The sequence below is a fragment of the Tamaricihabitans halophyticus genome (assembly GCF_004340875.1).
Classification (GTDB): domain Bacteria; phylum Actinomycetota; class Actinomycetes; order Mycobacteriales; family Pseudonocardiaceae; genus Tamaricihabitans; species Tamaricihabitans halophyticus.
Window position 1 is genome coordinate 116496 of the sequence record NZ_SLXQ01000002.1, and the last position, 16872, is coordinate 133367.

The 16872-nt window shown below is 66.7% G+C and carries 21 protein-coding genes, 1 tRNA gene and 1 pseudogene; 14 read left to right on the plus strand and 9 right to left on the minus strand.

Annotation, left to right across the window (positions count from 1 at the left end; all coding sequences use genetic code 11):
- Positions 1–46: 46 nt before the first annotated feature.
- Positions 47–322, minus strand: coding sequence for a DUF6703 family protein (locus EV191_RS08140; protein WP_132876319.1), 276 nt, complete (start codon positions 320–322; stop codon positions 47–49).
- A 58-nt stretch (positions 323–380) separates the two neighbouring features.
- Between EV191_RS08140 and EV191_RS08145 the strand changes: the two genes are divergently transcribed.
- The 5 genes from EV191_RS08145 (at position 381) to EV191_RS08165 (ending at position 5501) form a co-directional block, all read left to right on the plus strand.
- Entirely contained in the window at positions 381–782 is a 402-nt protein-coding gene (locus EV191_RS08145; protein WP_243658825.1) for an antibiotic biosynthesis monooxygenase, read from the plus strand.
- A gap of 100 nt (positions 783–882) precedes the next feature.
- On the plus strand, positions 883–2271 hold the full coding sequence (locus tag EV191_RS08150; protein WP_132876321.1) for a glycine--tRNA ligase: 1389 nt from the start codon (positions 883–885) through the stop codon (positions 2269–2271).
- A gap of 63 nt (positions 2272–2334) precedes the next feature.
- Complete coding sequence (locus tag EV191_RS08155) at positions 2335–2988, plus strand: YdcF family protein (protein WP_243658826.1); 654 nt, start codon at positions 2335–2337, stop codon at positions 2986–2988.
- 97 nt (positions 2989–3085) lie between these two features.
- Positions 3086–4384, plus strand: a complete 1299-nt coding sequence (locus EV191_RS08160) for a deoxyguanosinetriphosphate triphosphohydrolase (RefSeq protein ID WP_243658827.1) — start codon at positions 3086–3088, stop codon at positions 4382–4384.
- 4 nt (positions 4385–4388) lie between these two features.
- Positions 4389–5501 (plus strand): serpin family protein, encoded by a 1113-nt coding sequence (locus tag EV191_RS08165; RefSeq protein WP_132876322.1) that lies wholly within the window; start codon positions 4389–4391, stop codon positions 5499–5501.
- 65 nt (positions 5502–5566) lie between these two features.
- Here EV191_RS08165 and EV191_RS08170 read toward each other — a convergent pair whose 3' ends face one another.
- Positions 5567–5977 (minus strand): DUF2000 domain-containing protein, encoded by a 411-nt coding sequence (locus EV191_RS08170; RefSeq protein WP_132876323.1) that lies wholly within the window; start codon positions 5975–5977, stop codon positions 5567–5569.
- A 123-nt stretch (positions 5978–6100) separates the two neighbouring features.
- On the opposite strand from EV191_RS08170, the pseudogene EV191_RS30515 reads away from it, so the two are divergent.
- Positions 6101–6402: pseudogene (locus EV191_RS30515) on the plus strand (AraC family ligand binding domain-containing protein); the annotation flags it as partial.
- Positions 6403–6630: 228 nt separating this feature from the next.
- A complete protein-coding gene (locus EV191_RS30520; RefSeq protein WP_243658863.1) occupies positions 6631–6924 on the plus strand; it encodes a helix-turn-helix domain-containing protein in 294 nt (97 codons plus the stop codon).
- On the opposite strand, the gene EV191_RS08180 is transcribed toward EV191_RS30520, so the two are convergent.
- Positions 6876–7802 (minus strand): sigma-70 family RNA polymerase sigma factor, encoded by a 927-nt coding sequence (locus EV191_RS08180; RefSeq protein WP_132876324.1) that lies wholly within the window; start codon positions 7800–7802, stop codon positions 6876–6878. The two genes, EV191_RS30520 and EV191_RS08180, sit on opposite strands and share 49 nt — an antisense overlap.
- A gap of 53 nt (positions 7803–7855) precedes the next feature.
- On the opposite strand from EV191_RS08180, the gene dnaG reads away from it, so the two are divergent.
- Genes dnaG through EV191_RS08195 form a run of 3 tightly spaced genes read left to right on the plus strand, consistent with a single transcriptional unit; the run spans position 7856 to position 11115 of the window.
- Positions 7856–9781 carry a DNA primase gene (gene dnaG, locus EV191_RS08185; RefSeq protein WP_132876325.1) on the plus strand — a complete coding sequence of 642 codons (1926 nt, stop codon included), beginning with the start codon at positions 7856–7858 and terminating at the stop codon, positions 9779–9781.
- The gene (locus EV191_RS08190) at positions 9778–10311 is read left to right on the plus strand and encodes a hypothetical protein (RefSeq protein WP_341539600.1); all 534 of its coding nucleotides are present in this window, start codon (positions 9778–9780) and stop codon (positions 10309–10311) included. The genes dnaG and EV191_RS08190 overlap by 4 nt, the downstream gene beginning before the upstream one ends.
- A gap of 39 nt (positions 10312–10350) precedes the next feature.
- A complete protein-coding gene (locus EV191_RS08195; RefSeq protein ID WP_132876326.1) occupies positions 10351–11115 on the plus strand; it encodes a trans-aconitate 2-methyltransferase in 765 nt (254 codons plus the stop codon).
- A 3-nt stretch (positions 11116–11118) separates the two neighbouring features.
- Here EV191_RS08195 and EV191_RS08200 read toward each other — a convergent pair whose 3' ends face one another.
- A complete protein-coding gene (locus tag EV191_RS08200) occupies positions 11119–11331 on the minus strand; it encodes a hypothetical protein (protein ID WP_132876327.1) in 213 nt (70 codons plus the stop codon).
- Positions 11332–11493: 162 nt separating this feature from the next.
- Between EV191_RS08200 and EV191_RS08205 the strand changes: the two genes are divergently transcribed.
- Positions 11494–11566, plus strand: a tRNA-Asn gene (locus tag EV191_RS08205).
- Positions 11567–11646: 80 nt separating this feature from the next.
- Here the strand turns inward: EV191_RS08205 and EV191_RS08210 are convergent.
- Positions 11647–12186 carry a tyrosine-type recombinase/integrase gene (locus tag EV191_RS08210; RefSeq protein ID WP_165912876.1) on the minus strand — a complete coding sequence of 180 codons (540 nt, stop codon included), beginning with the start codon at positions 12184–12186 and terminating at the stop codon, positions 11647–11649.
- Here EV191_RS08210 and EV191_RS08215 point away from each other — a divergent pair, their 5' ends adjacent.
- On the plus strand, positions 12187–12942 hold the full coding sequence (locus EV191_RS08215) for an AAA family ATPase (RefSeq protein WP_132876328.1): 756 nt from the start codon (positions 12187–12189) through the stop codon (positions 12940–12942).
- Here EV191_RS08215 and EV191_RS08220 read toward each other — a convergent pair.
- From EV191_RS08220 to EV191_RS08230, 3 genes are all read right to left on the minus strand, one after another.
- Positions 12932–13783 carry a protein kinase family protein gene (locus EV191_RS08220; protein WP_207894457.1) on the minus strand — a complete coding sequence of 284 codons (852 nt, stop codon included), beginning with the start codon at positions 13781–13783 and terminating at the stop codon, positions 12932–12934. The two genes, EV191_RS08215 and EV191_RS08220, sit on opposite strands and share 11 nt — an antisense overlap.
- A 25-nt stretch (positions 13784–13808) precedes the next feature.
- The gene (locus EV191_RS08225) at positions 13809–14711 is read right to left on the minus strand and encodes a radical SAM/SPASM domain-containing protein (protein WP_243658865.1); all 903 of its coding nucleotides are present in this window, start codon (positions 14709–14711) and stop codon (positions 13809–13811) included.
- 234 nt (positions 14712–14945) lie between these two features.
- Positions 14946–15179 (minus strand): hypothetical protein, encoded by a 234-nt coding sequence (locus tag EV191_RS08230; RefSeq protein WP_132876329.1) that lies wholly within the window; start codon positions 15177–15179, stop codon positions 14946–14948.
- Positions 15180–15435: 256 nt separating this feature from the next.
- Between EV191_RS08230 and EV191_RS08235 the strand changes: the two genes are divergently transcribed.
- Together EV191_RS08235 and EV191_RS08240 are read left to right on the plus strand one after the other, a co-directional pair.
- A complete protein-coding gene (locus EV191_RS08235) occupies positions 15436–16299 on the plus strand; it encodes a helix-turn-helix domain-containing protein (protein ID WP_132876330.1) in 864 nt (287 codons plus the stop codon).
- The gene (locus EV191_RS08240) at positions 16286–16465 is read left to right on the plus strand and encodes a DUF397 domain-containing protein (RefSeq protein ID WP_132876697.1); all 180 of its coding nucleotides are present in this window, start codon (positions 16286–16288) and stop codon (positions 16463–16465) included. Before EV191_RS08235 ends, EV191_RS08240 begins: the two co-directional genes overlap by 14 nt.
- Before the next feature lie 46 nt (positions 16466–16511).
- On the opposite strand, the gene EV191_RS08245 is transcribed toward EV191_RS08240, so the two are convergent.
- Positions 16512–16847: a hypothetical protein gene (locus tag EV191_RS08245; protein ID WP_132876331.1), complete on the minus strand. Its 336-nt coding sequence runs from the start codon at positions 16845–16847 to the stop codon at positions 16512–16514.
- Positions 16848–16872 lie beyond the last annotated feature (25 nt).

A 16872-nucleotide genomic window follows, 5' to 3' on the forward strand; every position in this document is an offset into this window, starting at 1 on the left:
GATAGTCATTCTACGTTTTCCGCGGCCGGTGCGGCTGGATCGTGGACTAACTGAGTTGCGCGATCGCGATGCCGGCGAGGATGCCGACGACAAGCAGCCGGACCAGCCGGTCCGCGGTGCCGAGTACCCGCCAGGTCGCGCTGAGTAGTACGAGCAGCCCAGCGGCGAGCGCACCGAGTAGGAGCGCGCCGACCATCCCGCTGACCAGCACGCCGGTAATGAAAACGGCAAGCACGACGAGGAACACCAGCGGCGCGGGTACCTTGGACAGCGGTCCGTTGCCGGCGAGCAGCGGTGCGCGGGTGGGGCGAGGTGTGCGCACGGGCCCTCCGTCCGTCGGCGCGAAACGATTCTGGTGTCGCACCATATCTGGTTGGGAAGTGAGGCACGTCATGCTGTTGGTCTGCCGGTTCGCGGTGTCCGAGGCCGAAGTGGCCGAGTTCACCGAGCGCGTCGCCGGCGCGCTCGAACTACTCACCGCTCAGCCGGGGTGCGCCCGAGGTGTGCTCGGCCGGTCCATGGAGCAACCGGAGCGCTGGGTGCTCAGCGTGGAGTTCGACTCGGTGGTCGCCTACCGCAAGGCGCTCGGCCCGTTCGAGGTCCGCGAGCGGGTGGTGCCGTTGCTCGCCGAGGCGCTGCTGGACGAACCGGCGGACTACGAGGTGCTTGTGCATGCCGAGGGCGGCGCGTCCGGCCGTCAGGTGAGTGTGCTCGCCGCGGACGCGGGCACGGTGCGCATCGGCGAGGCGTCCGGACCGGCAAGTCCGCGTTCCGCGGGCTGACCGTGCTTCGCGACGAGTGGGTAATCCGTTCGTGGCGCCGCGAAGCGGCGGGATAGGCTGGTTGTTCACCAGGTAGTCGTTATCCACCTATGGAGCATGCGTGCCAGCCGATCGCATTGAGACCGTTGTCAGCTTGTGCAAACGTCGTGGTTTCGTCTTCCCCTGCGGGGAGATCTACGGCGGCACCCGGTCGGCGTGGGACTACGGGCCGCTCGGGGTGGAGCTGAAGGACAACATCAAGCGCCAGTGGTGGAAGTACATGGTGCAGGGCCGCGACGATGTGGTCGGCCTCGATTCCTCGGTGATCCTGCCGACGCAGACCTGGGTTGCTTCCGGCCACGTGGGCGCCTTCCACGACCCGCTGGTGGAATGCACCGAATGCCACCGTCGGTTCCGGGCGGACCAACTCGCGGAGGAGTACGCCGAGCGCACCGGCAAGGCGGTGGCCGAGGACGATCTGTCCGATGTGCCCTGTCCGAACTGTGGCGTGCGCGGGCAGTATACCGAGCCGCGCGAGTTCAACATGATGCTCAAAACGCATCTTGGTCCGGTGGAGTCCGAAGAGGGACTGCACTATCTGCGACCGGAGACCGCGCAGGGCATTTTCGTCAACTTCCTGAACGTGTTGACGACCTCGCGCAAGAAGCCGCCCTTCGGTATCGGCCAGATCGGCAAGTCGTTCCGCAACGAGATCACTCCGGGAAACTTCATCTTCCGCACCCGTGAGTTCGAGCAGATGGAGATGGAGTACTTCGTCGAGCCAGGCGAGGACGAGCAGTGGCACCAGTACTGGATTGACCAGCGCACCCAGTGGTACACCGAACTCGGGATCAACCCGGACAACCTTCGGCATTTCGAACACCCGAAGGAAAAGTTGTCGCACTACGCCAAGCGAACCGTTGACATCGAGTACCGCTTCCAGTTCTCCGCGGGGCAGGAATGGGGCGAGTTGGAAGGTATCGCCAACCGCACCGATTTCGACCTCACCACGCACTCCAACCATTCCGGTGTGGACCTGTCCTATTTCGACCAGACCACCGGTTCGCGATACCGGCCGTTCGTGATCGAACCGGCCGCGGGTGTCGGCCGTCCGCTGATGGCGTTCCTGCTCGATGCCTACACCGAGGACGAAGCCCCGAACGCCAAGGGCGGTGTGGACAAGCGCGTCGTGTTGAAGCTGGACCGCCGGTTGGCGCCGATCAAGGCGGCGGTGCTGCCGCTGTCCCGCAACGCCGAGCTCTCGCCGAAGGCGCGGGACGTGGCGGCGACTCTGCGGCAGAACTGGAACGTCGATTTCGATGACGCGGGGGCGATCGGTCGCCGGTACCGCCGGCACGACGAGATCGGCACGCCGTTCTGCATCACCGTGGACTTCGACTCGTTGAACGATCACGCCGTGACCGTCCGCGAGCGGGACACGATGGAGCAGGAGCGGGTGTCGATCGACAAACTGTCGGGTTACCTGGCCGCGCGCCTGATTGGCTGCTGACTGTCTCGGCTCCTGGGCGTGGCCGATGCCACGATTCCCCGGTGACGGTGCGAGGATGGACGAGTGGGTGAACGAGGGCCGGACGGCCCATCGATCGGTCGGTTCGTGCGCAGGTTTGCGCTCGGCGTCGTATTGATCGTGCTGCTCGTCGTTGGCGGCACGGGCTTTCGGGTATGGCAGGTCGCTCGCCAGGACGATCGCGGGCCGGCGGATATGGTCGTCGTGCTCGGCGCGGCGCAGTACGCGGGTAAACCGTCGCCGTTGCTCGAAGCACGATTGCAACACGCGAAGGATCTGCTGGACGCGGGCGTGGCCGAGCGGATCGTCACCTCCGGCGGGCGAGGCAACGGGGACACCTACACCGAGGCCGATGTGGGTGCCGGGTGGCTGATCGAAAACGGAGTGCCACAGAACCAGGTGGTCGCGGTCGGTGAGGGACGCGACACGCTCGGCACGTTGCGGGCGGTGTCCGCGGAAGCCGAAGGGCGCGGCTGGAACTCCGCGGTGATCGTCAGTGATCCGTGGCATACGCTGCGGGCGCGCACGATGGCCAACGACCTTGGTATCGACGCGGAGGCCTCGCCCACGCACAGCGGTCCGGTCGTGCAGACAAGGGAAACGCAGGTCTGGTACATCATCAGGGAGACCGGCGCGTTGCTGTACTACCGGCTGTCCAAGGAACCGGTGGAGAACTTCGCGGACAGCGGGCTCAGCTAGCCAGCCAGCCGCTCGCGGTGACTGTGTGTGATCGCGTTCTTCAACGTTAGCGAGGTGGCGTTGCGGCTGTGCGAGCCGCGGGCGTGGTGGGGCGTCGGTGTCTGGCACTAGGCTTGCCGCAGTGGACAGCGGGTACAGCGAATGGGACTCCGCGCGGCGGCACTCGGAGCCGGCCAAGCGCGGCGGGTTGACCGGCGCGACCGAATCCCGCAGCCCGTTCGCCCGCGACCGCGCCAGGGTGTTGCACTCCGCCGCGCTACGCAGGCTGGCCGGAAAAACGCAGGTGGTCGGGCCGGGGGAAGGCGCGGAGGTCAGCGGTGTGCCGCGCACCCGCCTCACCCATTCCCTCGAGGTCGCGCAGATCGGCCGGGGTATCGCCGCCGATCTGGGCTGCGACGAAGACATCGTGGACACCGCGGGCTTGGCGCACGACATCGGGCACCCGCCGTTCGGGCACAACGGGGAACGCGCGCTGGCCGAACTCACCGCGGAGATCGGTGGTTTCGAAGGCAACGCGCAGACGTTGCGCATCCTGACCAAGCTCGAGCCTAAGGTCGATGGCGGTAACCAGCACGGCTACGGGCTCAATCTCACCCGTGCGACCCTGGACGCCGCGACCAAGTACCCGTGGCCACGTCGAGCGGGAGACGCGAAGTTCGGCGTGTACCCGGACGATCTGGACGCCTTCGACTGGGTTCGCGACCGGGCGCCGGACACCCGGACCTGTCTGGAAGCGCAGATCATGGACTGGGCGGACGATGTCGCCTACTCGGTACACGATGTCGAGGACGGGGTACTCGCCGGGCGCATCGCGTTGAGCCTGTTCCGAGACAGCGCGGAACGCGCCTCGATCGCCGAACTGGCGGCCAAGCACTACTCGGCCGAGCCAGTGTCCACACTGGAAGCCGTCGCCGCCGAACTGCTCGACCTGCCCGCGCTCGGCGAGCTGGCCACGAGCGACTACGACGGCACCATCCGCGCGCAGGTCGCGCTGAAGCGGCTGACCAGCGAGCTGGTTGGCCGCTTCGCCACGGCCGCGGTCATCGATACCCGGCGCGAGTTCGGTGCCGGCCGGCTGCACAGGTATACCGCGCGACTACGGGTGCCACAGCGGGTGGCCGCGGAGGTCGCGTTGCTCAAGGCGCTGGCCACCCGTGAGGTGATGAGCGATGCGCGGCGCCTTCGGCAGCAGGCCGGCGAGCGGGAACTGCTCGCCGAGTTGGTCGCCGAGCTGCGGGAGCGCGCGCCGGAGTCGCTGGATCCGGCGCTGCGAGGCGCCTGGACCCTGGCGAACGACGACGCGGGACGGCTGCGCGTCGTGGTAGATCAGGTGGCCACCCTCACCGACGCGCAGGCGCGGGCGTGGCACCGCGCGTTGACGAGAAAGGGGCGTTAGTCGGATGTCCACCGCACGGCTGTCCTTCGCGCTCGACCTGCATCGCGAGCTCAGCGCCGACCCCGGGCACAACTCCTGCTACTCGCCGTACTCCGTGGCCAGTGCGCTCGGAATGGTCAGCCAAGCCGCCAGCGGCGACACCCGCGCCGAGCTGTTGGACCTGCTGCTCGGCGACCGCGAAGGCGAATTCGGCAAACGCGCCGAGCTCCTTGCCTCGGCCGCCATTCTGGACCCGCCGCGCGCCGGAGCACCCGAGGTGCCCACGTTGGCGGTGGCGAACGGCCTGTGGGCGGCCGAGGACCTGCCGATCAATCCGGATTTCCTGGTCGATCTCGCCGGTTGGCCCGGCGCGAAGCTGGCCACCGCGCCGTTTCGGGCCGATCCCGAGGCCGCTCGCGGGAGGATCAACGCGGATGTCGCGGAGACGACCCGGCAACTGATCCCGGAACTGATACCGGCTGGACAGCTCGGCCCAGCCACGGTGGCCGCACTGGTCAACGCGGTGTATCTGCGGGTTGCCTGGCGCGCTCGATTTGCCGCGCGGCAGACCGAGCCGGACACCTTCCACGCACCCGATCGCGATTATCCGGTGTCGATGATGCGGCAGACCGAACAGCTCGGTTACGCCGCGGGGGATGGCTGGCAGGTGGTCCGGCTACCAGCCGAAGGCGGGGTGGAGGCGGTCGTCCTGCTGCCCGACGGCGAACTTGGGGCCGCAGAGGCCGCATTGGACGGGCCACGGCTGGGTGCGCTACTCGACGCTCCGCGCCAGACGAGGGTGCGACTGTCGCTGCCGCGCTTCGAGGTACGCGCCGCTGCCGAGTTGAGCAGCGCGCTTGGCACGCTCGGGGTGCGCAGGCTGTTCGGTTCGGGCGCCGAACTCACCGGGCTGTCGTCGGACACCCGGCTGGCCGTCTCCGCCGCGCTGCACGAAGCTGTGCTGCGGGTCGACGAGGAAGGTTTGGAAGGTGCCGCGGCGACCGCCGTCCTGGTGCGGATGGTCGCGATGCCACGCGACGAACCAGTTGAGGTAACGGTCGATCGGCCGTTCCTGTTTCTGGTCCGGCACGCGGCAACCGGCGAGATCTACTTCTTCGCGCGGATCGCACACCCCTAACAGGCACGATCGCCGGGCGCGCCGGAGACCGCATCCAGCCACCGCAAGATCCCTAAAGAATGCGGTCAGGGGTGCAACGAAAGGCCCTTACACGCCTTGTCCACGCCGTTGCGTGGGCCATAGAGCGCAAGGCCGGTGAGGTCGAGCCCATCGGTCGGTACCGCCCTGACCGCCGCCCGGTTGTCCACGTCGTTGCTGGTGCGGAACAGGTCCGCGGTGTAGACGGCGCAGTCGAGTTCGCGGCGCGTGGCCCGTTCATGGACACCGCGTAGCTGGTCGATGGTGGCCACATACACCAGAACCGGTTGCGCGAACATCGGGAGATAGCGCTGGCCGCTGCCGTCCTGGTAGTCCTCGCCGACCGTGGCACGCCGGGCAGCGATACCACTTACCAGGAACGCGGTCATGTTCAGTCGCTGCCAGACGGCCGTATCGTCGCGCACCACGACAGCGATCTTGGTGGTACTACTGGTCATCGGCCCAGTATTCGACAGGTTGGCCCGGCCGGTCTTGAACGCTCGTGCGCCCGGCACAATGGCATGGTGACCGGTGCTGGGGACTGGGCCCGCTACTGGCGGGCGGATCGCGGTGTCGAGGTGATGCACGCCCACTTCCGGCGGCACGCCTACGACCGGCATACCCATCCGACCTACTCGTTCGGCCTCACCGAATCCGGTGTCCAGGCTTCCGCTGCCGGGGTGCGGCGCATACCAGCACGGCGGGCATGGTGCTGGCGCTGAACCCGGAGGAGCCACATGACGGGCACGCGGGAAGCGAGCTCGGGTTCACCTACCGGATCATCCATATCGACCCGGAGCTTGTCCGCGAACTGCTCACCGACCAGCAGGAAAGACCAGCTGGCCTGCCGTTGTTCCGCCAGCCGGTACTGCACGATCCAACGCTCGCGGCCGCACTGCGCGACCTCGATGACACGCTGCGCGGCGACAGCAGGCTGGCAAGTGACGAGTCGCTGGCTGTCACGGTACGGGCGTTGGCCGCGCGGCGCGGAGCCGGCGAGCTCGCCATCGGGCAATCGCGGCACTCCGCTATGGGGAACAGGGCTCTGGGGAACAGGGAGCTAAGGCACGTCGTAGAGCTGCTGCACTCGGACTACGCCAGGGCGATCGGGATGGCCGAACTCGCTGAGGTCGCCGGCTGCACGCGTTATGCGCTGCATCGGGCCTTCCTGGTCAACCTCGGCCTCGCACCGAGCGCGTACCAGCGTCAACTGCGGCTGCGTGCGGCGCGGCGGCTACTGGCGAGCGGCAGCGAGATCGCCGAAGCCGCCTCGGCCGTGGGGTTCGCCGATCAGGCACACCTGACCCGGTGGTTTCGCCGCTGCTACGGCATAACCCCAGCTGTCTACCAGCGGGCTCACGCGTGTGGCGCCCGGGTGAGCTTGTCCGGGTTGACCACGTCGTAGATCTCCGCGATCTTGCCGTCGCGCAGCGCGAATGTCTGTACGTGCCGATCGAGCGCGCGGTGCTGACCGTCGCCGGGATGTTCCGGCAGCAGCAGCCCGACCTCGCCGTTGACCAGCAACATTCGCGCCGCCTTGAGCGGTTCGCGGCCGTACATGTCGACAAGCCCGATGAAGAACCTGGCCAGCTTGTCCGCGCCGACCACCTGCCGGCGGGCGGTCCGTGCCTTGCCGTTCGAGTCGCCGGTGAGCACCGCGTCCGGATGCAGCAGTTCCACCACGGTGGCCAGATCACCCGCGGAGATGGCACCGAGCAGGCGTTCGAGTACGGCTTGCTGTTCGTGAATGGCAGCGCGGGGCGGCGGGTCCGCGTCGGCGACCACCTTGCGGGCCCTGGAGGCGTACTGGCGGGCGGCCGCCGCCGTGCAGCCGAGGGTGTCGGCGATCTCATCGAACGGGACGGCGAAGGCATCGTGCAGTACGAAGGCGACCCGCTGCGCTGGCGGCAACTGGTCGAGGACGACCATCGCGGCCATCCGCACCCCGTCATCCCGGACGACCTCGTCCAGTGGATCCGCGCTCGCCGGGCCGAACTGCGTCACCACCGGTTCGGGCAGCCAGGGGCCAAGGTAGCGCTCCCGTTTCGCGGTGGCCGAACGCAACCGGTCCAGGCACAGCCGGCCGATCACGGTGGTGCACCATGCCCGCAGATCGCGAATCTCCGCCTGGTTGGCCGGCGCCAGCGCGGCCAGCCGCAGCCAGGTGTCCTGCACCGCGTCCTCGGCGTCGGCGAGTGTCCCGGTCAACCGGTAGGCCACGCTGATCAGATGGGGGTGCAGGTCGCGGAACTGTTCGGCGAGCATGTCCTCGCTGACGGTCATACCCGCAGTTTGCCGCACCAGGATTCACCTCGGCCACTGTCCCGTGCTTCGGGATGCCACGCGCACATCTAGACTCGGATGCCGTGGCGGGACGTATCCGGGAAAGTGACATAGCGCAGGTGCGTGAACGCAACCGGATCGATGAGGTGATCGGGGAGTACGTCGCACTGCGCAGGGCTGGGGGCAACGCGCTCAAAGGACTGTGCCCGTTCCACGACGAGAAGACGCCATCGTTCAACGTGCGCCCGACACACGGCGCCTTCCACTGCTTCGGCTGCGGCGAGGGCGGCGACGTGATCGCCTTCGTGATGAAGCTCGACCACCTCACGTTCGTGGAAGCGGTAGAGCGGCTTGCCGATCGGATCGGGCTTGCGCTGACCTACACCGGTGGTGGTCCAGCGGTTCAGCGAGACAGGGGGACGCGCACTCGGCTGGTCGAGGCGCACCGTGCCGCGGCCGAGTTCTACGCGGAGCAGCTGCGGCGACCGGAGGCGAGCGCGGCCAGGGAGTTTCTCACCGAGCGCGGGTTCGACGCCAGCTCCGCGGAAACCTTTGGCTGTGGGTTCGCGCCAGCCGGTTGGGACACGCTGACCAAACACCTGCTCGGTCGGGGGTTCGAGCTCGCTGAGTTGTACAAGGCGCAGCTGTCCAGGGAAGGGCGTCAGGGGCCGATCGACCGGTTCCACCGCAGGCTGCTGTGGCCGATCAAGGACCTCAGCGGGGACGTGGTCGGCTTCGGCGCGCGGCGGATCTTCGACGACGATCCGATCCAGGCCAAGTACCTGAACACCAGCGAAAGCCCGATCTATCGCAAATCGCAGGTACTCTTCGGGCTCGATCTGGCCAAGCGGGAGATCGCGCGGCGGCATCAGGTCGTCGTGGTCGAGGGGTACACCGATGTGATGGCGATGCACCTCGCCGGAGTACCGACCGCGGTGGCGTCCTGTGGCACCGCCTTCGGTGCGGATCACATGTCGGTGCTGCGCAGGCTGTTGATGGACGACGATGCGCTACGCGGCGAGATCATCTACACCTTCGATGGCGACGAGGCTGGCCAGAAGGCGGCACTGAAGGCATTCGAGGGCGATCAGCAGTTCGCCGGGCAGACCTATATCGCGATTGCCGCGGAGGGGATGGACCCGTGTGAGCTCCGCCAGGACAAGGGCGATGTCGCGGTTCGCGATCTGATCGCGCGCCGGCAGCCGCTGTTCGAGTTCGCTATCCGCAGCTTGCTTGGCCAGTACGATCTGGACTCGGTGGACGGCCAGGTGGCCGCGCTGCAGCGCACCGTGCCCGTGGTCGCACGGATCAAGGATGTATCCAAACGGGACGGATATGCGGTGAAACTGGCCTTCTGGACCGGTTGGCAGGACGAAGCCATGGTCGTCCGGCGGGTCCGGGAGACCGCTGGCGCGCCGGATTCGGCCAAGGGCGGGCGTAAACCGGCGGAAAAGCCGGCTGCCACGCAATCGAGCGTCGAGGAGGTTCCGCGGCCGGACCCTGCGGATCCGCGACTTCGCCGGCAGCGCGAGGCGCTGAAGGCAGGGCTGCAATCGCCGGAGATCGCTGGACCGCTTTACGACTCGTTACCAGAGGATGCCTTTACGCATCCGGCTTATCTCGCGGTGCACCGCGCGGTACTTGCCGCGGGGGGAGCCGCTGCGGGGTTGTCCGGGCCAGGTCTGCTGGACGCCGCGACGCAGCACTGTCCAGAAGGGATGCTGCGTTCGCTGCTCAGTGAGCTGGCCGTGGAACCCATGCAGTCCAAGGCGGAGCAGGATGAGCGCTACGTGCACAGCGTGCTGACCGCCCTGCAGGAGAGTCTGGTCGGGCGGCAGATCGCCGAGGTGAAGTCGAAACTACAGCGACTGTCGCCATTACAGGACGCGGAGGAGTACCGCGCGCTGTTCGGCGATCTCGTGGCACTCGAGCAGTACCGGAAAGCGTTGCGGGACCAGGTGGTTGGTGATCTGTCGTGATCGGTCGGATGTGGCGCAAGCTCAGTGGTCAGGACGTGCCGGCTGGCTTTACCGGTGAGCTGGACGAGGCCGAGCACGTGGTCGCCAGCACGACGAGCGCGGAGGGCGCGGTGCTGGTAGCGACCTCAGCGGGGCTGTGGGTGCCACATGGCGAGGACAGTCGCCGGATTGGCTGGCATGTGATCAGCAAGGCCAGCTGGACCGGTGAGGAACTGGAGATCATCGAGGCAGAGCAGAGCGGCACGGCTGGTGCGGCGGTGCTGCTGGTGGACCGGCCAGCGCGGCGCTTCGGGCTGTCGAAGCCGGGCAAGCTGCCGCGGGTGGTACAGGCGAGGGTGACGGCGAGCGTGAAATCCAGCCATCGCCGTGAGCTTGGCGGTGGTGGCGCGGTATTCGTGCAGCGCAAGGTGCCGGGTAAAGCGGGGGTGGTGTTGCAGGTGCGCTGCGACCCCGGAACCGATGAGCGGGTGGTGGCGGAAGTCGCCGCGCAGGTGGCGCAGACACTGCCCAAGCCAGCGGATCCCGGCTGAACACTTCCAACAGTACGCTTGTACTGCTAGCGTGCGGGTATGTGGGATCCTGGCACTTATCTTGCCTATGCCGATCTGCGCGGGCGCCCGTTCTTCGATCTCACCGCGCGCATCGGGGCCGAGTCGCCGCGCCGCGTGGTTGACCTTGGTTGCGGTCCGGGCAATCTGACCCTGCGGTTAACCGAACGGTGGCCTGCCGCCAGGGTCGAGGCACTGGACGGTTCGGCGGAGATGGTCGCGGCAGCACAGGAGGCGGGGCTGACCGCGCGGGTGGCCGACGTGCGCGAATGGTCGCCCGAACCGGAGACCGATGTGGTGGTCTGCAATGCGGTGCTGCACTGGGTGCCGGAGCATGTGGAGTTGCTTGACCGGTGGGTGACCGAACTGCCGTCCGGGGCGTGGCTGGCGGTGCAGATGCCAGGCAACTTCCGCGCGCCGTCGCATCGGGCCGTTCGGGAGCTGCTGGCCAGCGCCGAATGGGCGGACCTGCTTGGTGGGGTGTCGTTGCCAGGGGAGGACGCGGTTCGCGAGCCGGTGGCGTACGCGGAGCAGCTTGCCGCGCGCGGGTGTTTCGTGGAGGCCTGGGAGACGACCTACGCGCAGCGCCTTTCGGGGCAGCGGCCGGTGCTCGACTGGGTCAGCGGTAGCACACTGCGGCCGGTCAGGGCCGCGCTTGCCGAGGCGGACTGGGCGCGGTTTCAGGAGCAGCTGGCGGCGCGGTTGGCAACCGCGTACCCGGTGAGTGCGGATGGCAGTACCTGGTTCCCGTTCCGCAGGGTGTTCGTGGTGGCGCGGACGCCGTGAGGTTCACTCGGCCGGTCCGCCGTGCCGGGCGTGGCCGTTGCGGTGGCCGAAGCCGAACTTCTCGGTGATCTTGGCTTGTGCGATCCCCGCCACGCCCTGCACGGCCGGATGGTCCGCGACCTTGCGATAGGTGCGGACCAGTTGGTCGTAGCGAGCGCGGCCGGCACGGCTACCGAGCACGTAGCCGACGGCAGCGCCGAGTAGGAACCCCTTCATCGCGTGCCGCCCTTCCGAGTCGTGGTGCGCCGATTACCGTTCACTGTTCATCCTGCCCCAAGCGGGGCGCTGATCACTCGACGTTAACCGATGGGGCACCCGGTCGGGCGTCATGGGCCATGCGTTACAGTGTGAACGCACCGCAAGGAAGCGATGCAGCGGTCCTCCATAGCTCAATTGGCAGAGCATTCGGCTGTTAACCGAAGGGTTGCTGGTTCGAGTCCAGCTGGAGGAGCATTATCCCAGGTCATAGGCCTGGGAGGGCGAAGATTGGGACCGTCAGAGGGTCAGAATGCAAGTAAATGGAAAGTTTATTCATTGGGCCCTCCTCAGCGACTCCAACGCGTTGGCCGATTCATGGTTGGCCAGTCGTGGCTGACGGTAGTGGCGTTCGGCCACCGCACGGGTGTTGCCCAGCTGGTCCGCGATCGCCGTAGTCGGCAGTCCGGCGGCGTCGATCGTGGTCCCCACGGTCTTGCGGAACACGTGCGAGGTGACCCATCCGTAGCCGATGGCGCCGTAGGCTTCCTTGATCGCGTGCATCACGTTGGATGGGTCCAGCCAGTCGTCCTTGTAACTCGGGAACAGGGGGCCAGTCCCGGCCGCCTGCACACGACGACGCCACATGGGCAGTGACCACTCGGGAACCTTGAGGAGTAATCCGGCGCCATTTCCTTTGCGTAGTGGTTTGCGCGCCAAGCCTTTACCAGTGATCCGCACGATGTGGTGTCGCACGTGGATGGTCGCCGCGTCGGCGTCGAAATCATTCCCGTCTAGCGCGAGGGTTTCACTGATCCTCGTGCCCGTGGCGCAAGTGAGGTCTCGGCGAAGCTGGCTGTTCGATATTCTCGACACATGTCCCCGGCCCAGTTCGTACGCCGAGTGCGGTTGCCTGCCGTGGCTAGCACTGGTGGGTATCCGTTCACCCTGCCGGCGGTGGCGTGGCTGGCTGCGGTGACCGATGCGGGGTTGGAGTTGCCGGCTGGTGTCACCTTCCTGGTTGGCGAGAATGGCACGGGCAAGTCCACCCTGGTCGAAGCCATCGCGGTGGCGGCGGGGTTCAACCCCGAGGGCGGCAGTCAGAACTTCCGGTTCGCTACCCGCGCCACTGAGTCCTCGCTGGGCGATTCGCTGGTGCTGAGCTGGGGCACACGTAAGCCGCGCACCGGGTTCTTCTTGCGTGCCGAGTCTTACTACAACGTCGCTTCGGAGATCGAACGCCTCGACCGTGAGCCCGGTCCACGACTTTTGCCGTCCTACGGCGGCGTTTCCCCGCACGAGCGCTCGCATGGAGAGTCGTTTGTGGACCTCGTGACGCACCGGTTCGGCCCGCGAGGCTTGTATCTGCTGGATGAGCCGGAGGCGGCGTTGTCGCCGCGCGGGTGTATGGCTGTGCTGTCCCGGCTGGCCGAGCTGGCTGGGCAGGGTTGCCAGATCGTGGTGGCCACGCACTCGCCGATCCTGCTCGCCTTGCCTGGTGCCACGATTTATGAGATCGCCGAGACCGGCGAGATCGAGCGCGTGGGTTTTGACGAGGCTCTGCCGGTGCGCATCACGCGCGATTTCCTGGCCGAGCCCCAGCGGTACTTGCGGCACCTACTCACCGAGTGAGCGCGTCGATGACCCGGTTAGCGTTGTGGTGCAACGGAATCGTGAGGTCGGGGTAGTCGCCGGAGTTGATGCGCAGCAGCATCCGTCCGGTGACATACAGCTGCGCGAGCAGCCCGTCGCGGGCGGTAAGCAGGTCGGCGAATTCGCGCAGGACATCCCCGGTCATCTCCGGCACCAGCAGCGAGTGCAGGTACAGGGTGGCGGCGTCGAAACCGGCCGGTGCCAGACCCCAGCCTTCCCAGTCCACCAGTGCGGCCTCGGGCGCCATCAGGTTCGCCCAGTGTAGGTCGGTGTGTGCCGCGACCCACGAGGTGACGGTGGGGTCGTCGACCCGATCGCCGAAGAACACGCGGATGCGATGGGCGAGATCTGCCTGAGTCAGGTGCACCCGCTCGGTGCTGGTCCGTGCCAGGGCCTCTAGTGAGGCGTGTAGCGCTGGCCACCAGGACTCTGGCAGCGGCAGCGGTTCGCGCAGCTCGGGAGTGGCCGAGCAGTGCCGGCCGGGGAGCAGTGTCATCAGCTCGGCCCGCAGTCGGTACTCGCCGTCGTCGAATTCCCAGCAGCGCAGCACGTCTGGCTTGACCACCCCCGTCACTGCGGCAGTGGCGTCGGTGTTGCCGGTCCAGAAGTCCCCGCCGGCGTACTGCTGGTGCTCGGAGACCACCCGCAGCCACCGGCGCCCCTCGGTGGTGGTGACGCGGGCGCTGATGGTGCGTTCCCGCCACCCGAACACCGGCTCGTCGGTGATCGTGGCGTTAGCTTCGGCGGCGGCCTTGGCCAGCGTCTCGACCAGCCACGTCTGGTGACCGTCCTCCGGGTGGAAGTCCAACTGCGCGGACATGCTGCTCACGCTACGCGCGTTCTCATCAGCTGCGGTACTTTGGCCAGCACGAGTTCGGGCGGCACGAGGTCGGGTTGCAGGTCGGGCTGCATCTGGGTGCGCAGGTCGGCTGACAGGCGGGGTTGCAGTCCGGGTAGCACGGGTCGGGGCTGCACTTAGACACTGCTGGCTGGGGTCTCGCGGCGAACGCCTCGGCCAACTCGGCACGCACCCGATCCGCGTACGGGCTGGCCAGGATGGTGGCGAGTTCAGCCTCCAGGACACTGCCGATCGGCAACCAGCGCGAGAACACACAGGGCCACACCGCCCCGTCCGGCGAGATCGCCGCCACCCCGTCGCCGCACTGGCCGCACAACTGCTCCACGCTGGCTTCCTCCGCGCGCACGCCGCGTCCGACCTGCCGTAGCCGGTCGTAGCCGATCGAGGGCACCCCGAGGTTGACCAGCTCATTCTGTGCCTGCTCGGTGCGCTGCGCGTCACTCAGGTCGATCACCCCGGCCCGGAGCGGAATACTCCTGCGAAGGGCTTCGGCTATGTTGGCCTTGGTGTCGGCATAGCTACCGCGGCGCTGCGTGATTGCCTCATGCTCGCTCGCGTCGTCGGAGTAGTAGCTGGTCGCCAGCGATACGCCCGGTCGGGAGAACACCTCCCACAACTCGGTCGTGACGTGCGCGAGGTGGGAGAACACCTCCACCGCCAACCCTCTACCTAATGCGTGATCGACCAGTGCTGCTAGCCCGGGATGCATCGTGGGTTCGCCACCAATGAACTGAACCATCTCCACGCCCAGCGCAGCGGCATCATCGATGACCCGCCGCCAGTCGCTGACGGTCATCGTCCCGTGCGAGCCGCCCGGAGAGCTGTCCGCGTAGCAGTGCACGCACCGATGCGAGCAGCGGCCAGTGATCTCCAACCATAGAAACGACATCTGGTCCACGAAAACCTCCCAGAAGATGCAGTGGTCAAATCGGTGCCACAGACGTGGTGAAGCACTTCTCGCACCGGGTCCGAGGCGCGGGTTTGGCCAGGATCGGCGGGACGCAGACCGCGCCGCAATCGGCGAGGCCGAGTCGGCCGCCTGAGTGGTGAATGCGGTGTTCGTTGCCGGTCGACACGCGGTGCAATGTGTGGTGGCCGAACCATCCCGGCCACCCCGGATCAGTCATGTCTCCGGCGAGTCGACGACCGCCCGCGCGAATGGCAGCCCATCCAGTTCACCAGCCCTGGCGAGCAAATCGACGCCGAGTTGACGCATGTGCTCACCGAGGTCCCGCAACTGTTCGGCCGGCAGCTCGTCGTTGTCCTGATGATGCTCGAACAGGTGCATCGTTGCTCGACCGAGCTGGGTGTTGAAACGCATGACCCTGCCCAGCAGTATCCGATCCTGCTCGATCATCGCCGCCCCCAACAGGTGACCGGCTCCGGGTCGATCGGCAGCTGCACCCTAGTGACCGGTGGCCACCCGTGGGCTTCATCCATGACGATGCGGCGCCGACGTTTCCGTTTCGATCGGGCCAAGCGTTGCCAACAGATCACGACCCCACCTCCCTGTGAGCGTTCAGTTGCTGCGCGTTCTAGGATGTGAACATCAGAACATCTACATCATCAGATGAGAAAGTTCATCTGATGAATATCACCTGATTGGGGCAGTCATGGCTCGTCCTTCGTTGCGGCGACGACGGCTCGCGGGCGCATTGCGCGGCCTGCGAGAAGCGGCAAAGTTGGACACTCGGCAGGCCGCGGAGCGGGCCGGCTGGTCGCAAGGGAAAGTGCACACCATCGAAACCATGAAGGTGGGCATCAACGGCGATGACACCCATGTTTTGTGCAAGGTCTACGGTGCCGATCAACCGACGATCGATGCTTTGGTTCGCCTCGCGCGCGAGGCTCGCCGCAAGGGTTGGTGGCATGTTTACGATGACGAAGTTCTTGATCAGTTCGCAGACTTCATCGAGCTGGAGGAAGATGCTCGGCGAGTGTGCGAGTTCGAGGCCGATGTGATCCCAGGTGCGCTACAAACCGAGGGATATGCATCTGCGGTTATCGGACGGGTATCGCCTGCGATCGACGGTGAAACCATCGCTCAACGCGTGGCTGTCAGAATGCAGCGACAGGAGCGAATACTCGCGAGCGATACGGAGCTACAGGTTGTGATCGACGAGGCCGCGATTCTGCGGCCTGTGGGCGGCCGGGTCGTGATGGCTGAGCAGCTGGACCACCTGATCTCGGTTGCGGCGCGTCCGCGAGTATCCGTGCAGGTACTCCCGCTCGACGTCAAGGGTCACGCGGCGATGGGGTTGCCGTTCACCTTAATTTCGCTTCGGGACGGCGCCGAGTATGTCTATCGGGACTCCGCCCGGGGAGGGTCGTACTCAGAGGAGCCGCAGGATATCGAGGCGTACCGGCGTTTGTGGGCTGGCGTGCAGGTCATGGCACTCGACCTCGACCGGAGCAGTACCATCTTGGAGAGAACAGCCGACCAACATCGGAGCGCTACCAATGATGACCACCCTTGACGCGGCGGTCTGGCGAAAGGCCAGCTACAGCAGCAACGCAGGCAACTGCGTGGAGATTGCTGTGGCAGATGATCACGTAGGCGTGCGGGACACCAAGAACCGAGTCGCCGGGCACCTCGTCCTCAACCGTGCATCTTTCGCGGCATTCCTGTCCGCGATGAAGTGACGTGACTATCGAGCGGCCCCGGGCATGGGCTCCCAGGGCCGCTCGCTCACTCAGCTTTCGCGGAACACTGGCCTTCGGTGTCCTTATCTAGGAACAGTTCGCCGTCCTTGATCCAGCAGCGATGCCAGAACACGCCGCCCGTGACTTGCAGGCGGACCGTGGTCCCCTTCGGGACGGTCACGGTTTCCTCCCAATATCCGCCTTCGTCGGCTTGGTGTACGCAGGGTTCGCCGGAGCCGCAGGTGTAAACAACGCGCATCCCGCCGCTTCCCGTACTGACGCCCAGTTCCAGATTAGTCTTCTCAATCTTTGGCCCCTCCGCTTCAGCACCTGTGCACGCTGCGGCGAAGAACAGTACGAGGAGAGGCAGGATCGCCTTCATGGCGTACCCCTAGTTGTCCGGGGCG